Origin of the sequence: Pantoea sp. Cy-640, assembly GCF_011752635.1 — a bacterium.
Lineage (GTDB): Bacteria > Pseudomonadota > Gammaproteobacteria > Enterobacterales > Enterobacteriaceae > Pantoea > Pantoea dispersa.
Genome location: NZ_VWXB01000004.1, coordinates 364,134 through 384,991 on the forward strand (window position 1 = coordinate 364,134; position 20,858 = coordinate 384,991).

At 58.3% G+C, this 20,858-nt stretch carries 18 protein-coding genes; 16 read left to right on the top strand and 2 right to left on the bottom strand.

All coding sequences use genetic code 11. The features are described from left to right. The first annotated feature begins 2 nt into the window (after positions 1 to 2). The 15 genes from F3J36_RS13170 to secA all read left to right on the top strand — a co-directional run bounded on the left by F3J36_RS13170 (position 3) and on the right by secA (position 19,622). Positions 3 to 1,772 (top strand): peptidoglycan glycosyltransferase FtsI, encoded by a 1,770-nt coding sequence (locus tag F3J36_RS13170; RefSeq protein WP_021507566.1) that lies wholly within the window; start codon positions 3 to 5, stop codon positions 1,770 to 1,772. After that, on the top strand, positions 1,759 to 3,246 hold the full coding sequence (gene murE / locus F3J36_RS13175; protein ID WP_166719844.1) for a UDP-N-acetylmuramoyl-L-alanyl-D-glutamate--2,6-diaminopimelate ligase: 1,488 nt from the start codon (positions 1,759 to 1,761) through the stop codon (positions 3,244 to 3,246). The genes F3J36_RS13170 and murE overlap by 14 nt, the downstream gene beginning before the upstream one ends. After that, complete coding sequence (gene murF, locus F3J36_RS13180) at positions 3,243 to 4,604, top strand: UDP-N-acetylmuramoyl-tripeptide--D-alanyl-D-alanine ligase (RefSeq protein ID WP_166719845.1); 1,362 nt, start codon at positions 3,243 to 3,245, stop codon at positions 4,602 to 4,604. The genes murE and murF overlap by 4 nt, the downstream gene beginning before the upstream one ends. Further along, a complete protein-coding gene (mraY, locus tag F3J36_RS13185; RefSeq protein ID WP_021507563.1) occupies positions 4,598 to 5,680 on the top strand; it encodes a phospho-N-acetylmuramoyl-pentapeptide-transferase in 1,083 nt (360 codons plus the stop codon). The genes murF and mraY overlap by 7 nt, the downstream gene beginning before the upstream one ends. 2 nt (positions 5,681 to 5,682) lie before the next feature. After that, positions 5,683 to 6,999 (top strand): UDP-N-acetylmuramoyl-L-alanine--D-glutamate ligase, encoded by a 1,317-nt coding sequence (murD, locus tag F3J36_RS13190; RefSeq protein WP_166719846.1) that lies wholly within the window; start codon positions 5,683 to 5,685, stop codon positions 6,997 to 6,999. Continuing rightward, positions 6,999 to 8,213 carry a cell division protein FtsW gene (gene ftsW, locus F3J36_RS13195; protein ID WP_021507561.1) on the top strand — a complete coding sequence of 405 codons (1,215 nt, stop codon included), beginning with the start codon at positions 6,999 to 7,001 and terminating at the stop codon, positions 8,211 to 8,213. The genes murD and ftsW overlap by 1 nt, the downstream gene beginning before the upstream one ends. Beyond that, a complete protein-coding gene (gene murG / locus F3J36_RS13200; protein WP_166719847.1) occupies positions 8,210 to 9,268 on the top strand; it encodes an undecaprenyldiphospho-muramoylpentapeptide beta-N-acetylglucosaminyltransferase in 1,059 nt (352 codons plus the stop codon). Before ftsW ends, murG begins: the two co-directional genes overlap by 4 nt. A gap of 70 nt (positions 9,269 to 9,338) precedes the next feature. Then, positions 9,339 to 10,814, top strand: a complete 1,476-nt coding sequence (gene murC, locus F3J36_RS13205) for a UDP-N-acetylmuramate--L-alanine ligase (RefSeq protein ID WP_031279704.1) — start codon at positions 9,339 to 9,341, stop codon at positions 10,812 to 10,814. Further along, positions 10,807 to 11,727, top strand: coding sequence for a D-alanine--D-alanine ligase (locus tag F3J36_RS13210; protein ID WP_166719848.1), 921 nt, complete (start codon positions 10,807 to 10,809; stop codon positions 11,725 to 11,727). The genes murC and F3J36_RS13210 overlap by 8 nt, the downstream gene beginning before the upstream one ends. A gap of 1 nt (position 11,728) precedes the next feature. After that, a complete protein-coding gene (gene ftsQ / locus F3J36_RS13215; RefSeq protein WP_058780440.1) occupies positions 11,729 to 12,568 on the top strand; it encodes a cell division protein FtsQ in 840 nt (279 codons plus the stop codon). Further along, positions 12,565 to 13,821, top strand: a complete 1,257-nt coding sequence (gene ftsA, locus F3J36_RS13220; protein ID WP_013507861.1) for a cell division protein FtsA — start codon at positions 12,565 to 12,567, stop codon at positions 13,819 to 13,821. Before ftsQ ends, ftsA begins: the two co-directional genes overlap by 4 nt. A gap of 71 nt (positions 13,822 to 13,892) precedes the next feature. Next, positions 13,893 to 15,047, top strand: coding sequence for a cell division protein FtsZ (gene ftsZ / locus F3J36_RS13225; protein WP_021507556.1), 1,155 nt, complete (start codon positions 13,893 to 13,895; stop codon positions 15,045 to 15,047). 101 nt (positions 15,048 to 15,148) lie between these two features. Continuing rightward, positions 15,149 to 16,066 carry a UDP-3-O-acyl-N-acetylglucosamine deacetylase gene (lpxC, locus tag F3J36_RS13230; protein WP_031279703.1) on the top strand — a complete coding sequence of 306 codons (918 nt, stop codon included), beginning with the start codon at positions 15,149 to 15,151 and terminating at the stop codon, positions 16,064 to 16,066. 272 nt (positions 16,067 to 16,338) lie between these two features. After that, positions 16,339 to 16,845: a secA translation cis-regulator SecM gene (gene secM / locus F3J36_RS13235; protein ID WP_166719849.1), complete on the top strand. Its 507-nt coding sequence runs from the start codon at positions 16,339 to 16,341 to the stop codon at positions 16,843 to 16,845. A 71-nt stretch (positions 16,846 to 16,916) separates the two neighbouring features. Next, positions 16,917 to 19,622 (top strand): preprotein translocase subunit SecA, encoded by a 2,706-nt coding sequence (gene secA, locus F3J36_RS13240; protein ID WP_059010287.1) that lies wholly within the window; start codon positions 16,917 to 16,919, stop codon positions 19,620 to 19,622. A gap of 40 nt (positions 19,623 to 19,662) precedes the next feature. Here the strand turns inward: secA and F3J36_RS13245 are convergent, their stop codons facing one another. After that, positions 19,663 to 20,049, bottom strand: a complete 387-nt coding sequence (locus F3J36_RS13245) for a transcriptional regulator (protein WP_021507552.1) — start codon at positions 20,047 to 20,049, stop codon at positions 19,663 to 19,665. A gap of 185 nt (positions 20,050 to 20,234) precedes the next feature. Here F3J36_RS13245 and mutT point away from each other — a divergent pair, with 185 nt between their 5' ends. Beyond that, entirely contained in the window at positions 20,235 to 20,630 is a 396-nt protein-coding gene (mutT, locus tag F3J36_RS13250; protein ID WP_058774821.1) for an 8-oxo-dGTP diphosphatase MutT, read from the top strand. Positions 20,631 to 20,656: 26 nt separating this feature from the next. On the opposite strand, the gene yacG is transcribed toward mutT, so the two are convergent. Beyond that, positions 20,657 to 20,854, bottom strand: a complete 198-nt coding sequence (gene yacG, locus F3J36_RS13255) for a DNA gyrase inhibitor YacG (protein WP_021507551.1) — start codon at positions 20,852 to 20,854, stop codon at positions 20,657 to 20,659. Between the last annotated feature and the right edge of the window lie 4 nt (positions 20,855 to 20,858).

Genomic DNA, 20,858 nt, shown 5'->3' on the forward strand with positions numbered 1-20,858 from the left:
CAATGAGCGGCGCAGGCAAAACGCTGAAGTTAAGAAAACAGGAAGATAAGGCCAGCTTTGTAAGCTGGCGTTTTGCGTTGCTGTGCGGCTGTATTCTTCTGGCGCTGGGCGGATTGCTGTCGCGCGTGGCGTGGCTGCAGGTCATCAGCCCGGATAAGCTGGTGAAGGAAGGCGATTTACGTTCGCTACGCGTGCAGGAAGTGCCTACCGCACGCGGCATGATCAGCGATCGCGCCGGACGCCCGCTGGCGGTAAGCGTGCCGGTTAACGCCATCTGGGCCGATCCCAAAGAGCTGACCGAGCACGGCGGCGTCACCGTCGATAGTCGCTGGAAAGCGCTGTCGGATGCGCTGTCGATCCCGCTCGATCAGCTGGCGGCGCGCGTCAACGCCAATCCAAAAGGGCGCTTTATTTACCTCGCCCGTCAGGTTAACCCGGCGATTGGCGAATACGTGAAAAAGCTTAAGTTGCCCGGTATTTACCTGCGTCAGGAGTCGCGCCGCTACTATCCGGCCGGCCAGGTCACTGCCCACCTGATTGGCTTTACCAACATTGACGGCCAGGGCATTGAAGGCATCGAGAAGAGCTTTGATAAATGGCTGACCGGCGAGCCGGGCGAACGTACCGTGCGCAAAGACCGTTACGGACGGGTAATTGAGGATATCTCCTCGGTCGACAGTCGCGCCGCGCACAACCTGACGCTGAGCATCGACGAGCGCCTGCAGGCGCTGGTGTACCGCGAACTGAACAATGCCGTTGCCTTTAACAAAGCCGAATCGGGCACTGCGGTGCTGGTGGACGTGAACACTGGCGAAGTGCTGGCGATGGCCAACAGCCCGGCTTACAACCCCAATAATCTCAGCAACACGCCGAAAGACGTGATGCGTAACCGCGCTATTACCGACATCTTCGAGCCAGGTTCCACCGTGAAGCCAATGGTGGTGATGACCGCACTGCAGCGCGGCGTAGTGAAAGAGAACAGCGTTCTGAACACCGTGCCGTATCGCGTCAATGGTCATGAGATCAAAGACGTGGCGCGCTATAACGAATTGACCCTTACCGGGGTTCTGCAGAAGTCGAGTAACGTCGGGGTTTCGCGCCTCGCGTTAGCGATGCCCTCCTCAGCGCTGGTAGAAACTTACGCGCGCTTTGGCCTGGGTAAACCGACCAATTTGGGGCTGGTCGGGGAAAGTAGTGGCTTATACCCTCAAAAACAACGGTGGTCTGACATAGAGAGGGCCACCTTCTCTTTCGGCTACGGGCTAATGGTAACGCCGTTACAGTTAGCGCGAGTCTACGCAACCATTGGCAGCTACGGCATCAATCGCCCGCTGTCGATTACCAAAGTTGACCCGCCGGTGGCGGGCGAGCGTGTTTTCCCGGAAGACCTGGTGAAAACCGTGATGCACATGATGGAAAGCGTGGCGCTGCCGGGTGGCGGTGGTGTTAAAGCCGCCATCAAGGGCTATCGCATCGCGATCAAAACCGGTACCGCGAAAAAAGTCGGGCCGGACGGACGCTACGTCAATAAATACATTGCTTACACCGCGGGCGTTGCGCCTGCCAGTCGCCCGCGTTTTGCGCTGGTGGTGGTGATCAACGATCCCCAGGCCGGTAAATATTATGGTGGTGCGGTTTCTGCACCGGTATTTGGCGCCATCATGGGCGGTGTCCTGCGCACCATGAACATTGAACCGGATGCGCTGCCAACGGTGGATAAAAACGAGTTGGTGAAGAATAAGAGAAGTGAGGAATCAAGTGACAGATCGTAACCTGCGCGACTTGCTGGCCCCGTGGGTGCCTGGCGCGCCGGCGCGTCCACTCCGTGACATGACACTGGACAGCCGCGCTGCGGCTGCTGGCGATCTGTTTATCGCCGTGGCGGGCCATCATGCTGATGGACGTCGATTTATTCCACAGGCCATCGCCCAGGGTGTGGCGGCGGTCATTGCCGAGGCTGAAGGCGAAGCCAGCGATGGTGATATCCGCGAGATGCACGGCGTCCCGGTTATCTATCTGGCTCAGCTGCCGCAGCGCCTCTCCGCGCTGGCCGGGCGTTTCTACCAGCAGCCGGCTGAAAAATTAAAGCTGATTGGTGTGACCGGCACTAACGGTAAAACCACCACCACGCAGCTGATTGCGCAGTGGGCCAACCTGCTAGGCGAAACCGGCGCGGTGATGGGCACGGTGGGCAATGGCCTGTACGGTCAGCTGGTGCCGAGTGAAAACACCACCGGCTCGGCGGTGGATGTACAGCATATTCTGCACGATCTCGTCGGACAGGGGGCTAGCGTCGCCGCGATGGAGGTTTCTTCGCACGGTCTGGTGCAGCATCGCGTGGCCGCGCTGCCGTTTGCCGCCGCGGTATTTACCAATCTGAGTCGCGATCACCTTGATTATCACGGTGACATGCAGGGCTACGAATCGGCCAAGTGGCTGCTGTTTTCTGAGCATCAGGTAGGCGAGGCCATCATCAACGCTGATGATGAAGTGGGCCGCCGCTGGCTGGAAAAATTACCGGATGCCGTGGCCGTTACGCTGAGCAACAATCTGCAGCCCGGCTGTCGTGGCCGCTGGCTGCAGGCGACAGCGATCGATTATCACGACGGTGGCGCACACGTGCAGTTCAGTTCGAGCTGGGGCAACGGCGAGTTTGACAGCCGCCTGATGGGTGCCTTTAACGTCAGCAATCTGCTGCTGGCGCTGGCGACACTGCTGACGCTGGATTATCCGCTCGACACGCTGGTGGCCAGTGCCAGCCAGCTGCAGCCGGTGTGCGGGCGTATGGAAGTGTTCACCGCCGCGCACAAGCCGACGGTGGTGGTGGATTACGCGCATACGCCAGACGCGCTGGAAAAAGCGCTGGAAGCGGCCCGGCTGCACTGCAAGGGCCAGCTGTGGTGCGTATTTGGCTGCGGTGGCGACCGTGACAAAGGCAAACGCCCGCTGATGGGCGCGATTGCCGAACAGTTTGCCGATATCGTGGTGATCACCGATGACAATCCGCGGAGCGAAGAGCCGACGGCGATTGTTAACGACATTCTCACCGGTCTGCTCGATCCGGGCCGGGCACGCGTTATTGCAGGACGAGCGCAGGCGGTTACCCATGCGGTGATGCAGGCCAGCGCCGACGACATCGTGCTGGTGGCCGGTAAAGGCCATGAAGATTATCAAATCATCGGCAACCGCCGCCTTGACTACTCTGACCGCGACACCGTCGCCCGTTTGCTGGGGGTAATGGCATGATTCCGGTTACGCTGAAAACCCTGGCAGAGATTAGCGGTGGGCAGCTGCACGGCAGCGATCTCACTATAGCGGATGTCACCACGGATACCCGTAAAGTCACCCCAGGCAGCCTGTTTGTCGCGCTGGTGGGCGAACGTTTTGATGCGCACGATTTTGCCGCCGATGCTATCGCCAGTGGCGCACAGGCGCTGCTGGTGAATCGTCGTTTAGCGGTTGACGTGCCGCAGGTGGTGGTCGCTGACACGCGTATCGCCTTTGGTCAGCTCGGCGCCTTGGTGCGTCAGCAGGCGAAAGCGCGCGTGGTAGGGCTGACCGGCTCCTCCGGTAAAACCTCCGTGAAAGAGATGACCGCAGCGATTCTGCGCCAGTGCGGTGAAACGCTGTATACCGCCGGCAATCTCAACAACGATTACGGCGTGCCGATGACGCTGCTGCGTCTTACCCCGCAACACGCGTATGCCGTGATTGAAATGGGCGCGAACCATCAGGGTGAAATCGCCTACACCACCAATCTGGTGCGTCCGGAAACCGCGCTGGTCAACAATCTGGCGGCGGCGCATCTGGAAGGCTTCGGTTCACTGGCGGGAGTGGCAAAAGCCAAAGGCGAAATCTTTGGCGGCTTACCGGTGCACGGCACTGCAATCATCAACGCTGACAGCAACGATCTGCCCAACTGGCAGCCGCAGTTCGCTGACAAAACCCTGTGGCGCTTCTCGCCGCAGCCGATGGCAGACGCGGAGTTCCGCGCCAGCGATATCGTACTGCGCGCTGACGCCACGCTGTTTACCCTGCACACGCCGCGCGGCGACATCGCCGTCGAGCTGCCGCTGCCGGGTCGGCACAATATCGCTAATGCGCTGGCTGCTGCCGCGCTGGCGCTGTCGGTTGACGCGCCGTTAACCGCTATCCAGTCTGGCCTTAAAACCTTACAGCCCGTTCCTGGGCGCCTGTTCCCGATTCGCCTCGCCGGTAATCAGCTGCTGCTGGATGACAGCTACAACGCCAACGTCGGTTCGATGACCGCCGCTGCGCAGGTGCTGGGCGATATGCCGGGCTTCCGCGTCATGGTGGTCGGCGACATGGGCGAGCTGGGCGACGAAGCCGAAGCCTGTCATCGTCAGGTGGGTGAAGCGGCGAAAGCCGCTGGTATTGATTGTGTGCTGAGCACCGGCAGGTTCAGCCATTTGATTAGTGAAAGCAGCGGCCGGGGCGAACATTTCGCCAGTAAAGCTGAACTGACTGAACGTTTACGCACGCTGCTGTCCGAACATGCGGACATCACTATTTTGGTTAAAGGTTCACGTAGTGCCGCCATGGAGCAGGTAGTACAGAGCTTACAGGAGAAAGGAACATGCTAGTCTGGCTGGCCGAACATCTGGTCGCATTTTATTCCGGCTTTAACGTCTTTTCCTATCTGACGTTTCGCGCCATTGTCAGCCTGCTGACCGCTCTGTTCATCTCTTTATGGATGGGCCCGCGCCTGATCGCCTGGCTGCAGAAACTGCAGATTGGCCAGGTGGTACGTAACGATGGTCCGGAGTCGCACTTCAGCAAGCGCGGCACGCCGACCATGGGCGGCATAATGATTCTGACCTCCATCACGGTTTCGGTGCTGATGTGGGCTTATCCGTCCAATCCTTACGTCTGGTGCGTGCTGGTGGTACTGGTCGGTTTTGGCGTAATTGGCTTTGTTGATGACTATCGCAAAGTGGTGCGTAAAGACACTAAAGGCCTGATCGCGCGCTGGAAATATTTCTGGATGTCGGTGATTTCGCTCGGCGTGGCGTTCGCGCTGTTCATCGCCGGTAAAGATACGCCTGCCACACAGCTGGTGGTGCCCTTCTTCAAAGATGTTATGCCGCAGCTCGGCCTGTTCTACGTGGTGCTGGCCTACTTTGTGATTGTCGGAACCGGTAATGCGGTCAACCTGACAGACGGTCTGGATGGTCTGGCCATCATGCCAACGGTGTTTGTCGCGGCGGGATTTGCACTGGTGGCCTGGGCGACCGGTAACGTGAAATTCGCTGAGTATCTGCACATCCCGTATCTGCGCCACGCCGGTGAGCTGGTGATTGTCTGTACCGCGATTGTCGGGGCCGGTCTCGGCTTCCTGTGGTTCAACACCTATCCGGCGCAGGTCTTCATGGGCGACGTGGGGTCGCTGGCGCTGGGTGGCGCACTGGGCACGCTGGCAGTGCTGCTGCGTCAGGAATTTTTGCTGGTGATCATGGGCGGCGTATTTGTGGTCGAGACGCTGTCGGTGATTCTGCAGGTGGGTTCGTTCAAGCTGCGCGGTCAGCGTATTTTCCGCATGGCGCCGATCCACCATCACTATGAACTGAAAGGCTGGCCGGAGCCGCGCGTGATCGTGCGCTTCTGGATTATTTCGCTGATGCTGGTGCTGATTGGCCTGGCAACGCTCAAGGTACGTTAATCATGGCTGACTATCGGGGCAGAAAAGTCGTCATCATTGGATTAGGCATTACCGGCCTCTCCTGTGTTGATTTCTTCCTCGCGCAGGGTGTGACGCCCCGCGTGATGGATACCCGTGTGTCACCGCCGGGGCTGGACAAACTGCCAGAGCAGGTGGAGCGCCACGTTGGCGGTATCAACAGCGACTGGCTGCTGGCATGCGATCTGATCATCGCCAGCCCCGGCATCGCGCTGGCGCACCCGGCGCTGAGCGAAGCGGCCGACGCCGGCATTGAAATTGTCGGCGATATCGAGCTGTTCTGCCGTGAAGCGCAGGCGCCGATTGTGGCGATCACCGGTTCCAATGGCAAAAGTACCGTCACCACGCTGGTGGGCGAAATGGCGCGCGCCGCGGGCTGGCAGGTGGGCGTAGGCGGCAACATTGGGCTGCCGGCGCTGACGCTGCTCAAATCGCCGGCGCAGCTGTATGTGCTGGAGCTCTCCAGCTTCCAGCTGGAAACCACCTACAGCCTGAAAGCGGCGGCGGCAACCATCCTCAACGTCACTGAGGATCATATGGATCGCTATCCGCTCGGCATGCAGCAGTACCGCGCCGCTAAATTACGCATCTATGAAAACGCGGATATCTGCGTGGTGAATGCCGACGATGGCATGACCATGCCGGTGCGCGGCGCCGATCGCCGCTGCGTCAGCTTTGGCATCGACGTGGGCGATTATCACCTCAACCAGCAGCAGGGCAGTACCTGGCTGCGGGTGAAGGGCGAGAAAGTCCTTAATACCGACGAGATGAAGCTGGTCGGGCAGCACAATTACACCAATGCGCTGGCCGCGCTGGCGCTGGCCGATGCGGTGAATATCCCGCGCGCCTCCAGCCTGAAAGCGTTAACCACCTACAGCGGCCTGCCGCATCGCTTCCAGCTGGTGCACGAAGCGCATGGCGTGCGCTGGATTAATGATTCGAAAGCCACCAACGTGGGCAGCACCGAAGCCGCGCTTAACGGCCTGCAGGTGAAAGGTACGCTGTGGCTGCTGCTGGGTGGCGATGGCAAAGGGGCGGACTTTACGCCGCTGGCGCGCTATCTGCAGGGCGACAACGTGCGGCTGTTCTGCTTTGGCCGCGACGGCGATGCGCTGGCCGCGCTGCGTCCGGCAGTGGCGACGCGCACCGACACGCTCGAACAGGCGATGACGCAGATTGCCGCTCAGGTGCTGGCGGGCGACCTGGTGCTGCTGTCACCGGCGTGCGCCAGCCTCGACCAGTTCCGTAATTTTGAACAGCGTGGCGATCGCTTCGCGCAACTGGCGAAGGAGCTGAGCTGATGCGTATTCCCGGAGCCAGTATCGCCAGTTTTATTTCGCTGCGCCTGCGTGATTGGGTGATGGGCGCGCGCGACAACGACGACGCGCCGGTGGTGCTGTATGACCGCACGCTGCTGTGGCTGACGTTTGGCCTGGCGATTATCGGTTTTGTCATGGTCACCTCGGCGTCGATGCCGGTTGGACAGCGTCTTAACGACGATCCGTTCTACTTTGCCAAGCGTGATGCCTTTTATATCGCACTGGCGCTGGGTATGGCATTAGTGACGCTGCGCGTACCGATGGATTTCTGGCAGCGCTACAGCAACGCGATGCTGATGGCCTCGGTGGCGATGCTACTGATTGTGCTGGTGGTCGGTAGCTCGGTTAACGGCGCATCGCGCTGGATCGCGCTCGGGCCGCTGCGTATTCAGCCGGCGGAGTTATCCAAGCTGTCGCTGTTCTGCTATCTCGCCAGTTATCTGGTGCGCAAAGTGGAAGAGGTGCGGAACAACTTCTGGGGCTTCTGTAAGCCGATGGGCGTGATGGTGGTGCTGGCGGTGCTGCTGCTGGCCCAGCCAGACCTCGGCACCGTGGTGGTGCTGTTTGTTACCACGCTGGCGATGCTGTTCCTGGCGGGCGCCAAACTGTGGCAGTTCCTGGCGATTATCGGCTCCGGCATTTTCGCCGTGGTGCTGCTGATTATCGCGGAACCTTACCGTATGCGCCGCGTGACCTCCTTCTGGAACCCGTGGGAAGATCCGTTCGGCAGCGGCTACCAGCTGACTCAGTCGCTGATGGCGTTTGGCCGCGGTGAGTTCTGGGGGCAGGGCCTGGGCAACTCGGTGCAGAAACTGGAGTATCTGCCGGAAGCGCACACCGACTTTATCTTCTCAATTATCGGTGAAGAGTTGGGTTATGTCGGTGTGGTTTTGGCGCTGTTGATGGTATTCTTCGTCGCTTTTCGCGCAATGTCGATTGGCCGTCGCGCGCTGGAGATCGACCAGCGTTTTTCCGGCTTTCTCGCCTGTTCCATTGGCGTGTGGTTTAGCTTCCAGGCGCTGGTTAACGTTGGTGCGGCGGCGGGTATGCTGCCGACCAAGGGCCTGACGCTGCCGCTGATCAGTTACGGTGGATCGAGTCTGATCATTATGTCGACCGCCATCGTGTTTTTATTGCGCATAGATTATGAAACGCGTCTGGCAAAAGCCCAGGCGTTTACCCGAGGTGCCCGATGAGTGGTAAACGGCTGATGGTCATGGCAGGGGGTACCGGCGGACATGTGTTCCCCGGACTGGCCGTGGCGCATCATCTGATCGAACAAGGCTGGCAGGTGCGCTGGCTGGGAACCGCAGACCGGATGGAAGCCGATCTGGTGCCAAAGCATGGCATCGATATCGACTTCATTCGCATCAGCGGACTGCGCGGTAAAGGCGTAAAGGCCCTGCTGCTGGCACCGGTGCGCATTTTCAATGCGTGGCGCCAGGCGCGCCGCATCATGAAAAACTGGCAGCCGGATGTGGTGCTGGGCATGGGCGGATATGTTTCCGGGCCGGGCGGCCTTGCGGCATGGAGTTGCGGCATCCCGGTGGTGCTGCACGAGCAGAACGGTATTGCCGGGCTGACCAATAAGTGGCTGGCGAAGATCGCCACTACAGTGATGCAGGCCTTTCCGGGCGCGTTCTCCACTGCCGAGGTGGTGGGCAACCCGGTGCGTAATGATGTGCTGGCGCTGCCGCTGCCGGCGCAGCGTCTGGCACACCGCAGCGGGCCGATCCGTGCGCTGGTGATTGGCGGCAGTCAGGGCGCGCGCATCCTCAATCAGATCGTGCCGCAGGTCGCCGCCGAACTGGGTGACGCCATCACACTGTGGCATCAGACCGGCAAAGGCGCACGGGAGACCGTGCAGCAGGCGTATCAGGCCGCTGGCCAGCCGCAGCATAAGGTCACCGAGTTCATCGATGACATGGCGCAAGCCTATGCGTGGGCCGATGTGGTGGTGTGCCGCTCCGGCGCGCTGACCGTCAGTGAAGTGGCGGCGGCAGGTTTACCGGCGATTTTCGTGCCGTTCCAGCACAAAGATCGTCAGCAGTACTGGAATGCGCTGCCGCTGGAAAAAGCCGGCGCGGCCAAAATTTTCGAGCAGCCGCAGTTTACTGCTGCGGCCGTCGCAGACACGCTGCGCCACTGGGATCGCGCCACGCTGCTGGCGATGGCGGAAAAAGCCCGCCAGGTGGCGATTCCTGATGCGACCGAACGGGTGGCACAAGAGGTTGCGCGCGTCGCGAAGTAAGTTAACCGGTCAGTTTGACTGGCCCGCATCTGAATGCAGGTGCAAACGGGAAAACAGGTAACAGAGACAGATGAATACACAACAATTGGCAAAACTGCGTTCTATTGTGCCCGAGATGCGTCGCGTCCGGCACATCCACTTTGTCGGCATCGGCGGTGCCGGCATGGGCGGTATTGCCGAGGTGTTGGCGAACGAAGGCTATCACATTAGCGGCTCCGATCTGGCGCCCAATCCGGTTACGCAGCATCTGGCCTCGCTGGGCGCGACCATTTACTTCAACCATCGCCCGGAAAATGTTACCGACGCCAGCGTCGTCGTGGTTTCCACCGCCGTGGCGCAGGACAACCCGGAGCTGGTGGCGGCGCGTGAGCAGCGTATCCCGGTGATCCGCCGGGCGGAGATGCTGGCTGAGCTGATGCGTTTCCGTCACGGCATCGCGATTGCCGGCACGCACGGCAAAACCACCACCACCGCGATGGTGACCAGTATTTATGCGGAAGGCGGTCTCGATCCGACGTTCGTCAATGGCGGTCTGGTTAAAGCGGCGGGTACGCACGCGCGCCTCGGCAGCAGCCGTTATCTGATTGCGGAAGCGGACGAAAGCGACGCGTCTTTCCTGCATCTGCAACCGATGGTGGCGATTGTCACTAACATCGAAGCGGATCACATGGATACCTATCAGGGCGATTTTGAGAACCTGAAGCAGACGTTTATTAACTTCCTGCACAACCTGCCGTTTTACGGGCGCGCGGTGATGTGCGTGGACGATGTGGTGATTCGCGATCTGATTCCGCGCGTGGGCCGTCAGGTCACCACCTATGGTTTCAGCGACGATGCGGATGTGCGGGTCGAAAACTACGAACAGCGCGGCGCGCAGGGCCACTTCACCCTGATTCGTCAGGACAAACCGGTGCTGCACGTGACGCTGAATGCGCCGGGTCGCCATAACGCGCTGAACGCCGCGGCAGCCGTGGCGGTTGCCAGCGAAGAGGGTATTGACGACAACGCCATTCTGGCGGCGCTGGAGAGTTTCCAGGGCACCGGTCGCCGTTTCGACGTGCTGGGCGAGTTTGACACCGCTGCCGTTAACGGTAAGCCAGGCAGCGCGATGCTGGTCGACGATTATGGCCATCATCCGACCGAAGTGGATGTCACCATTAAAGCGGCGCGCGCCGGCTGGCCAGAGAAAAAGCTGGTGATGGTGTTTCAGCCGCATCGCTACACGCGCACCCGCGATCTGTTCGATGATTTCGCCAATGTGCTGTCACAGGTGGATGTGTTACTGATGCTGGATGTCTACCCGGCGGGCGAAGCCGCTATTCCGGGCGCGGACAGTCGTTCACTGTGCCGTGCCATCCGCAATCGCGGCAAGGTCGATCCGATTCTGGTCTCCGAGCACGAAGCGCTGCCGGATGCGCTGGCACCGCTGCTGTCCGGCGACGATCTGGTGATTGTGCAGGGCGCCGGCAACATCGGCAAAATTGCCCGCAAGCTGGCTGAGATTCAGCTGCAGCCGGCTCTGAACACGGAGGCGCGCCATGGCTGAGAAAGTCGCGGTATTGATGGGCGGTACCTCCGCCGAGCGCGAGGTGTCACTGATGTCCGGCAGCGCGGTGCTGGCAGGACTGCGCGAGATGGGCATTGATGCGCACGGTGTCGACACCCGTGACGTCTCAGTGCTGGACCTCCCGCAGCAGGGCTTTGCCAAAGCGTTTATCGCGCTGCACGGTCGCGGTGGCGAAGATGGCACGCTGCAGGCGCTGCTGGAGTTTCTGCAACTGCCCTACACCGGCAGCGGCGTTATGGCGTCGGCTATCACCATGGATAAACTGCGCAGCAAACTGCTGTGGCAGGGCAGGGGATTGCCGGCGGGCAAATTTGTCTGGCTGACGCGCCAGCAGTATGAGCAGGGGCTGGATGCTGCAGCGCAGGTGTCGATCGCCGCGCTCGGACTGCCGCTGTTTGTGAAGCCAAGCTGTGAAGGTTCCAGCGTTGGCATCAGCCGCGTGAACCAGGCGGAAGCGCTGCCAGCCGCGCTGCAGGAGGCGTTTCGCCATGATGATGACGTGCTGGTGGAAGCTTTTCTCAGCGGTGCCGAATACACCGTGGGCATCGTCGGCGACGAAATTCTGCCGTCAATCAGAATTCAGACCGCCAGCGAGTTCTATGACTATGAAGCAAAATACATTTCTGACGATACTCAATACTTCTGCCCGAGCGGCCTGAGTGCGGAGAAAGAGGCGGAACTGCAGACATTAGTGCTGGCCGCGTGGCGCGCGTTAGGCTGCAGCGGCTGGGGACGGGTTGATGTGATGGTCGACGGTGACGGCAATTTCCAGCTGCTGGAAGTGAACACCTCGCCTGGCATGACCAGCCACAGCCTGGTGCCGATGGCGGCAAAGCAGGCGGGATACAGCTTCCCGCAACTGGTGGCGCGCATTCTGGAGCTGGCTGACTGATATGTCTCAGGCGGCACTGCGCGTTAGAAATCGCGAACCTCAGGAGCGTGCGCGCTCCGGACGGAGCAACGGAGCACGGCTGTTTGGCATCGTGTTCCTGCTGCTGGTGATGGGCATCATGGTGGCTGGCGGCCTCGTGGTGCTGAAGTGGATGAATGATGCGTCGCGTCTGCCGCTGTCGAAGCTGGTAGTGACGGGCGAAACCCACTACACCACGCACGATGATATTCGTCAGGCGATTTTATCGCTCGGCGCGCCGGGAACGTTCATGTCGCAGAACGTGGATATTATCCAGCAGCAGATCGAGCGGTTACCGTGGATTAAACAGGTTAGCGTGCGCAAGCAGTGGCCTGATGAGCTGAAGATAAACCTGGTGGAGTTTGTCCCGGTGGCACGCTGGAATGACTCGCACATGGTGGACGCCGATGGCGTCTCCTTCAGCGTCCCGGCCAGCCACATCGGCAAAGAGACGTTGCCGATGCTGTATGGTCCGGAAGGCAGTGAGAAAGAGGTATTGGCCGGCTATCACACCATGAGTGATGTGCTGCGGGCCAGTAAGTTTACCCTGAAGGTCGCGTCGATGACGGCGCGGCGCTCGTGGCAGCTGGTGACCAGCGACGATGTGCGCATCGAACTGGGGCGCAGCGATACCATGAAGCGTCTGAACCGTTTTATTGAGCTCTATCCGGAGTTGCAGCAGCAGGGCCAGAGTCAGAACCAGCGCATCAGCTATGTTGATCTACGCTATGACTCCGGCGCCGCAGTAGGCTGGGCACCGGCACCGATTGAGCCACAGGACAGTAATCAGCAACAAAACCAGGCACAGGCTAAACCACAATGATCAAGGCAACGGACAGAAAACTGGTAGTAGGACTTGAAATCGGCACTGCGAAGGTCGCCGCCCTGGTTGGGGAAATTCTGCCCGATGGTATGGTCAACATTATTGGCGTCGGCAGCTGCCCGTCCCGCGGTATGGACAAAGGCGGCGTGAACGATCTGGAGTCGGTGGTGAAGTGCGTTCAGCGCGCCATCGACCAGGCGGAATTGATGGCAGACTGCCAGATTTCGTCGGTATACCTTGCTTTATCGGGCAAACATATTAGTTGTCAGAACGAAATCGGGATGGTTCCGATTTCCGAAGAGGAAGTCACTCAGGATGATGTGGAAAACGTGGTGCACACGGCGAAATCCGTTCGCGTGCGCGACGAACATCGTATTCTGCATGTGATTCCACAGGAATACGCCATCGATTATCAGGAAGGCATCAAAAATCCGGTTGGCCTTTCCGGCGTGCGTATGCAGGCCAAGGTGCATCTCATCACCTGCCACAACGATATGGCAAAAAATATCGTGAAAGCCGTTGAACGTTGTGGCCTGAAAGTTGACCAACTGATTTTTGCCGGACTGGCATCCAGTTTTTCGGTGCTGACCGAAGATGAACGTGAGCTGGGAGTCTGTGTTGTTGACATCGGTGGCGGTACAATGGATATCGCGGTGTACACCGGCGGCGCGCTGCGTCATACCAAAGTGATTCCCTATGCCGGGAACGTGGTGACCAGCGATATCGCCTATGCCTTTGGCACACCGCCAACCGACGCCGAAGCGATTAAAGTGCGTCATGGTTGTGCGCTGGGTTCGATTGTCGGCAAAGACGAAAACGTCGAGGTGCCGAGCGTGGGTGGACGTCCACCGCGCAGCCTGCAGCGCCAGACGCTGGCAGAAGTGATTGAGCCGCGTTACACCGAACTGCTGAATCTGGTGAACGACGAGATTCTGCAACTGCAGGAGCAACTGCGCCAGCAGGGCGTGAAGCACCATCTGGCAGCCGGTATTGTGCTGACCGGCGGTGCGGCGCAGATTGAAGGTCTGGCGGCCTGTGCACAGCGGGTGTTCCACACCCAGGTGCGCATCGGTCAGCCGCTTAACATCACCGGCCTGACGGATTATGCACAGGAGCCGTACTACTCGACGGCGGTTGGCCTGCTGCATTACGGCAAAGAGTCACACATGAACGGTGATGCAGAAACGGAAAAACGTGCTTCAGTGGGCAACTGGTTTAAACGCATCAACAGCTGGCTGAAGAAAGAGTTTTAATTTTTTGAAAAAGGAGATCATCAGGCAATGTTTATGATCTCCAGGCGACAGGCACATAACGGAGAGAAATCATGTTTGAACCTATGGAATTAACCAATGACGCGGTGATTAAAGTCATCGGCGTCGGCGGTGGCGGTGGCAACGCCGTAGAGCACATGGTACGCGAGCGTATCGAAGGTGTGGAATTCTTCGCTGTGAATACCGACGCACAGGCGTTGCGTAAAACGGCGGTCGGCCAGACGATTCAGATCGGGACCAATATCACCAAAGGTCTCGGTGCGGGTGCTAACCCGGAAGTCGGCCGTACCTCGGCGGAAGAGGATCGCGAAGCACTGCGTTCTGCGCTGGAAGGGGCAGACATGGTGTTTATCGCCGCGGGCATGGGTGGCGGTACCGGTACCGGTGCAGCTCCTGTGGTGGCTGAAGTAGCCAAAGATTTAGGTATCCTGACGGTTGCGGTGGTGACGAAGCCCTTCAACTTCGAAGGGAAAAAACGCATGGCGTTTGCTGAGCAGGGTATCGCAGAGCTGTCTAAGCATGTTGATTCACTGATCACCATTCCTAACGACAAGCTGCTGAAAGTGCTGGGCCGTGGTATCTCTCTGCTGGATGCCTTCGGTGCGGCTAACGACGTGCTGAAAGGTGCGGTGCAGGGTATCGCAGAACTGATTACCCGTCCGGGCCTGATGAACGTTGACTTCGCCGACGTGCGTACCGTGATGTCAGAAATGGGTTACGCGATGATGGGTTCTGGCGTTGCCTGTGGTGAAGACCGTGCTGAAGAAGCGGCCGAAATGGCGATCTCCAGCCCGCTGCTGGAAGATATCGATCTGTCGGGTGCGCGTGGCGTGCTGGTCAACATCACGGCGGGCTTCGACCTGCGCCTGGATGAGTTCGAAACCGTGGGTAACACCATCCGCGCCTTCGCCTCGGACAACGCGACCGTGGTTATCGGTACCTCGCTGGATCCAGAGATGAACGACGAGCTGCGCGTCACCGTGGTGGCGACCGGTATCGGCATGGACAAACGTCCGGAAATCACCCTGGTGACTAACAAGCCTGCGACTCAGCCGGTCATGGATCATCGCTACCAGCAGCACGGCATGGCGCCGCTGCCGCAGGAGCAGAAACCGGCCGCGAAAGTGGTGAATGACCAGCCAGCGTCATCCAGCAAAGAGCCTGACTATCTTGATATTCCAGCCTTCCTGCGTAAACAGGCAGACTAAGAATATCCTGAGAATTGGGATTCTCCGCTCTTTGTGCTAAAGTATTCGCCCGCCGGTAATTTATACTGGCGGTCGGATGGGTAATATTGCGAGATAATGCGATGATCAAACAAAGGACATTAAAACGTATTGTTCAGGCGACTGGCGTCGGTTTGCATACCGGCAAAAAAGTCACGCTGACTTTACGCCCTGCGTCGGCTAATACCGGGGTCATCTATCGTCGCACTGACTTGAATCCACCGGTTGATTTCCCGGCTGATGCAAAATACGTGCGCGACACCATGCTGAGTACCTGCCTGGTGAATGATGAAGGCGTGCGTATTTCGACGGTTGAACACCTGAATGCTGCATTGGCAGGTCTGGGTATCGACAACATTATTGTTGAAGTCGATGCGCCAGAAATTCCGATCATGGATGGCAGTGCCGCGCCTTTTGTTTATTTGCTGATGGATGCCGGTGTCGAAGAGCTGAACAGTGCGAAGAAATTCGTGCGCGTGAAGCAAACGGTACGGGTAGAAGATGGCGATAAGTGGGCCGAGATTAAACCGTACAACGGTTTTTCACTCGACTTCACCATCGACTTCAAACATCCGGCGATCGACTCAAGCTCGCAGCGTTACCAGCTCAATTTCTCGGCTGAATCCTTTGTGCGTCAGATTAGCCGCGCGCGCACCTTCGGCTTTATGCGTGAAATCGAATATCTGCAGTCTAAAGGCCTGTGCCTGGGCGGTAGTTTAGATTGTGCGATTGGCCTCGATGACTTCCGCGTATTGAATGAAGATGGCCTGCGCTTTGAAGATGAGTTCGTGCGTCACAAAATGCTGGACGCCATCGGCGACCTGTTCATGTGTGGTCATAACGTGATTGGCGCATTCTCTGCGTTCAAGTCCGGCCATGCGCTGAACAACAAACTGTTGCAGGCGGTACTGGCGAAGCAGGAAGCCTGGGAATGGGCGACCTTCGAAGACGAAGCTGAACTGCCACTGGCCTTCAAAGCGCCAAATTTAGTGCTGGCTTAATAAGTCAGCCATCAAACGGCGGGCTTCCCTGACACCCTCTCCGGTCAGTGGAACCCGCCGTTTTTTATTGCCCGCCGCTGAGGCTGTAATCCCGCTCGCAAAACCCTGTTGTCAGTGATCAAACCCTGCGCAAAAAAACGTGAAATCCGCCGTAAGCCCTTTAATCCCTGATGTCGAAGCCCCACATAAGTGCTATTATCTGGCGCTCATGTAAGCAGGGTGCGTAACGCAACTCTGGCTTAGCGCTTAATGACTGGCATGATGGACGAAAGGTGATCGGGATTTTCTCACGCTGGCGACAACTCGGCAGACGCTATTTCTGGCCTCATCTCCTGTTGGGAATGGTGGCGGCCAGTCTCGGCCTGCCTGCCTGTGCACAAAGCGCAGAGCCCACCAGCAGCGATTCGCCGGTCAGCAGCCTGTTTACCGGCAAGGTGGTGCGGTTTGATCACCTGATTCGCCTGCAGGAAAGCGCGCGTCGCCCCAGTTTCAACGTTGACTACTGGCATCAGCACGCCATCCGCACCGTTATTCGCCATCTCTCATTTAGCATGACGCCGCCCGCAACAGCGGAAGCGGAACATGCATTGCCGCTGGCGGCGCAAAAGCTGGCGCTGATTGACTCGCTGCAGGCGCTGCTGACTTCACCCGCGCAACCTTTAGCCACGATGGCACCGCCGTCGCGAGCGCACCATGTTTCGCCCAGCGTTCACTCTTCTGCTGACTGGCAGGCTGCTATTCATGGCATCCGCGCCGGACCTTTCATTGCTCAAAGCTAACGTTATTTTCCTTTTTCTTTTTTTTGCCTTTGCAGCCCGTATTGTCACGGCTGAATTGAGATAAATTTATTATGTTAATCAAATTGTTAACGAAAGTTTTTGGTAGCAGCAATGATCGTACTCTGCGCCGCATGCGCAAAGTGGTCGATGTCATCAACAAGATGGAGCCGGAGTTCGTCAAACTGTCTGACGACGAACTGAAAGCGAAAACCGATCAATTCCGCGAGCGCCTGAAAAAAGGTGAAACGCTGGAGAGCCTGATTCCTGAAGCCTTCGCCACCGTGCGTGAAGCCAGTAAGCGCGTGTTTGGCATGCGCCACTTTGACGTGCAGCTGATCGGCGGCATGGTGCTCAACGAACGCTGCATCGCGGAGATGCGCACCGGTGAGGGTAAAACCCTGACTGCGACGCTGCCAGCCTACCTGAACGCGCTGAGCGGCAAGGGCGTGCACGTTGTGACCGTCAACGACTATCTGGCGCAGCGTGACGCCGAAAACAACCGTCCGCTGTTTGAGTTCCTTGGTCTGACGGTCGGTATCAACCTGCCAGGCATGCCGGCGGTGGCCAAGCGCGCTGCCTATGCGGCCGATATCACCTACGGCACCAACAACGAATACGGCTTCGATTATCTGCGCGATAACATGGCCTTCAGTCCGGAAGAGCGGGTACAGCGTAAACTGCACTATGCGCTGGTGGATGAGGTGGACTCGATCCTGATTGATGAAGCGCGTACGCCGCTGATTATCTCGGGTCCGGCCGAAGACAGCTCCGATCTCTACATCAAGGTCAACAAAATCATTCCACACCTGGTGCGCCAGGAAAAAGAAGACTCGGATAACTTCCAGGGCGAAGGTGACTTCTGGGTAGATGAAAAAGCCCGTCAGGCGCACATGACCGAACGCGGTCTGGTGAAAGTGGAAGAGCTGCTGGTCAGCCAGGGCATTATGGATGAGGGCGAATCACTCTACTCGCCGACCAACATCATGCTGATGCACCACGTGACGGCAGCACTGCGCGCCCATGCACTGTTCACCCGCGACGTTGACTACATCGTGAAGGACGGCGAGGTGATCATCGTTGATGAACACACCGGTCGTACCATGCAGGGACGTCGCTGGTCTGATGGCCTGCATCAGGCGGTCGAAGCCAAAGAGGGCGTGGAGATCCAGAATGAAAACCAGACGCTGGCTTCCATCACCTTCCAGAACTACTTCCGTATCTACGAGAAACTGGCCGGTATGACCGGTACCGCTGATACTGAAGCGTTTGAATTCAGCTCCATCTACAAGCTCGATACCATCGTGGTGCCGACCAACCGTCCGATGGTGCGTAAAGATATGGCCGATCTGGTCTACATGACCGAGAAAGAGAAGATCGACGCCATTATCGAAGATATTCGCACCTGTACGGCTAACGGTCAGCCGGTACTGGTGGGCACCATCTCGATTGAAAAATCGGAAGTGGTATCTCAGGAGCTGACGCGCGCGGGTATCAAGCACAGCGTACTGAACGCCAAGTTCCACGCCAGCGAAGCGGATATCGTGGCGCAGGCAGGTCAGCCAGCCGCGGTAACCATCGCGACCAACATGGCCGGTCGTGGTACGGACATCATGCTCGGCGGTAGCTGGCAGGCGGAAGTGGCGGCGCTGGAAAATCCAACGGAAGAGCAGATTGAAGCTATCAAGGCTGCGTGGAAACTGCGCCATGATGCGGTGCTGGCGGCAGGTGGTTTGCACATTATTGGTACCGAACGCCACGAATCACGCCGTATCGATAACCAGCTGCGCGGCCGTGCGGGCCGTCAGGGTGACGCCGGTTCTTCGCGCTTCTATCTGTCGATGGAAGATGCGCTGATGCGTATCTTTGCCTCCGATCGTGTGTCCAACATGATGCGTAAGCTGGGTATGAAGCCGGGTGAAGCAATTGAGCATCCATGGGTAACCAAAGCGATTGCTAATGCGCAGCGCAAAGTGGAAAGCCGCAACTTCGATATCCGTAAACAGCTGCTGGAATACGATGACGTGGCTAACGATCAGCGCCGCGCCATTTACAGCCAGCGTAACGAACTGCTGGATGTCTCTGACGTGTCGGACACCATCAACAGCATCCGCGAAGATGTGTTCAAAGCCACTATCGACACTTACATTCCGCCGCAGTCGCTGGAAGAGATGTGGGACGTCCCGGGGCTGGAAGAGCGTCTGCGCAATGATTTCGACCTGGATCTGCCGATTGCCGAGTGGCTGGATAAAGAGCCGGATCTGCATGAAGAGACGCTGCGTGAGCGCATCATGAGCCGCGCCAGCGAAAACTATGCGGCGAAAGAAGAAGTGGTCGGCGCAGAAATGATGCGCAACTTCGAAAAAGGCGTGATGCTGCAAACGCTCGACTCGCTGTGGAAAGAGCATCTGGCGGCGATGGACTATCTGCGTCAGGGTATCCATTTGCGTGGCTATGCGCAGAAGGATCCGAAGCAGGAGTACAAACGTGAATCTTTCGCCATGTTTGCCGCGATGCTGGAGTCGCTGAAGTACGAAGTGATCAGCACCCTGAGCAAAGTGCAGGTGCGGATGCCGGAAGAAGTGGAAGCGATGGAGCAGCAGCGTCGTGAAGAAGCAGAGCGTCTGGCACAGCAGCAGCAGCTCAGTCACGTCGATGACGACACCGCAGCGGCCGCTGCGCTGGCGGCACAGGGCGGTGAGCGGAAAGTGGGACGTAACGATCCGTGCCCATGCGGCTCAGGTAAAAAATACAAACAGTGTCACGGTCGTCTGGCCTGATAACAAAAAGGAGCCCGCGGGCTCCTTTTTCTTTGGCTGATTAGCGGGTAATCGCCATCAGCTTCTCCTCATTCAGCCGCACGCCATGGTAGGGCAGCGTGACCAGCAGCCCATCCGGCAAACCATAGCGTTTCAGCAACGCCCGGCTCTGAAACAGCAGCTGGTGATAGTTGTTGTCGCTGATCCCCGGATAGCTCTCATTCCATACCGTGGCAATGATCTGCCGTTTTGAGGTGATGCGCAGCAGCAGGCAGGAGAAGAAGCGCTTCTGCGCTTCATTAAGCGGGATGGTCTTCTGTTCTGGCCACCAGGTTAAGGTGTTTTGCGCACTGTCGAGCGTCAGGATGTCGTGGAAAACCAAATGGCGTAAGGTATTCATCTGTTTCTGTGCGTCTTGCGCCAGAAACGTTGTTAGTTTGCGTTCCATGTGTAGTCGGCCTGGCTAGAGTAAAGTGGCTGCGAGTATTCCCAACATGGCGCCGTGCGATCATTACGACCTGTCTTAATAACTGGAATCTGTGCGACAGGATCGCGGTGAAGCCGACAGCAGTTAACATCGTCCGGCGTCTGCTTTAAAATCAGCGCTCACTCACTACAAGCGGAATCCAGCTTATGAAACACCTGCAGGTTGCGGTGGGCATCATTCGCAATGCCAGTCGTCAGATCTTTCTTGCCCAGCGTGCAGCAAGCTCGCACATGGCCAACAAATGGGAGTTCCCGGGCGGAAAAATTGAACAGCACGAAAGCGCAGAACAGGCGTTAAAACGTGAGCTGATGGAAGAAACCGGTATTGAAGTGACGGCGGCGAAAGCGATTGGTCAGGCCGACCACAGTTACGATGACCTGCGTGTTACGCTGCATTTCTTCCTGGTGGAGGGCTGGCAGGGTGAGCCGTGGGGACGCGAAGGTCAGCCGCAGCGTTGGGTCGAGCAGCGTGATTTGCTGGCCGATGAATTTCCACCGGCCAACCACGCCCTGATTGCCCGCTTAGTGGCGGGCGAGATTTAAACTCAGGGGCCGCGAGCCCCTGCCGATCACGACTGCTCTTCACTCCAGTCGTCACTCTCCGTCATGTCACCGCTGCTGGGAATGCGTTTCTCCTCAGCGGCCCACTCGCCCAGGTCGATCAACTGACAGCGTTTGCTGCAAAACGGGCGCCACGGGCTGAGTTCATCCCACATCACGGCTTTACCGCAGTTGGGGCAAGGTACGGTAATCATCTCTTCCTGCATAACA

Excerpts from the sequence above, each read along its gene's own strand:
- lpxC (WP_031279703.1), top strand. The coding sequence starts at position 15,149 with ATGATCAAACAAAGGACATTAAAACGTATTGTTCAGGCGACTGGCGTC.
- ftsA (WP_013507861.1), top strand. The coding sequence starts at position 12,565 with ATGATCAAGGCAACGGACAGAAAACTGGTAGTAGGACTTGAAATCGGC.
- yacG (WP_021507551.1), bottom strand. The coding sequence starts at position 20,854 with ATGCAGGAAGAGATGATTACCGTACCTTGCCCCAACTGCGGTAAAGCC.
- F3J36_RS13170 (WP_021507566.1), top strand. The coding sequence starts at position 3 with ATGAGCGGCGCAGGCAAAACGCTGAAGTTAAGAAAACAGGAAGATAAG.
- mutT (WP_058774821.1), top strand. The coding sequence starts at position 20,235 with ATGAAACACCTGCAGGTTGCGGTGGGCATCATTCGCAATGCCAGTCGT.
- mraY (WP_021507563.1), top strand. The coding sequence starts at position 4,598 with ATGCTAGTCTGGCTGGCCGAACATCTGGTCGCATTTTATTCCGGCTTT.
- ftsZ (WP_021507556.1), top strand. The coding sequence starts at position 13,893 with ATGTTTGAACCTATGGAATTAACCAATGACGCGGTGATTAAAGTCATC.
- ftsW (WP_021507561.1), top strand. The coding sequence starts at position 6,999 with ATGCGTATTCCCGGAGCCAGTATCGCCAGTTTTATTTCGCTGCGCCTG.
- F3J36_RS13210 (WP_166719848.1), top strand. The coding sequence starts at position 10,807 with ATGGCTGAGAAAGTCGCGGTATTGATGGGCGGTACCTCCGCCGAGCGC.
- ftsQ (WP_058780440.1), top strand. The coding sequence starts at position 11,729 with ATGTCTCAGGCGGCACTGCGCGTTAGAAATCGCGAACCTCAGGAGCGT.
- F3J36_RS13245 (WP_021507552.1), bottom strand. The coding sequence starts at position 20,049 with ATGGAACGCAAACTAACAACGTTTCTGGCGCAAGACGCACAGAAACAG.
- murG (WP_166719847.1), top strand. The coding sequence starts at position 8,210 with ATGAGTGGTAAACGGCTGATGGTCATGGCAGGGGGTACCGGCGGACAT.
- murD (WP_166719846.1), top strand. The coding sequence starts at position 5,683 with ATGGCTGACTATCGGGGCAGAAAAGTCGTCATCATTGGATTAGGCATT.
- murF (WP_166719845.1), top strand. The coding sequence starts at position 3,243 with ATGATTCCGGTTACGCTGAAAACCCTGGCAGAGATTAGCGGTGGGCAG.
- secA (WP_059010287.1), top strand. The coding sequence starts at position 16,917 with ATGTTAATCAAATTGTTAACGAAAGTTTTTGGTAGCAGCAATGATCGT.
- murC (WP_031279704.1), top strand. The coding sequence starts at position 9,339 with ATGAATACACAACAATTGGCAAAACTGCGTTCTATTGTGCCCGAGATG.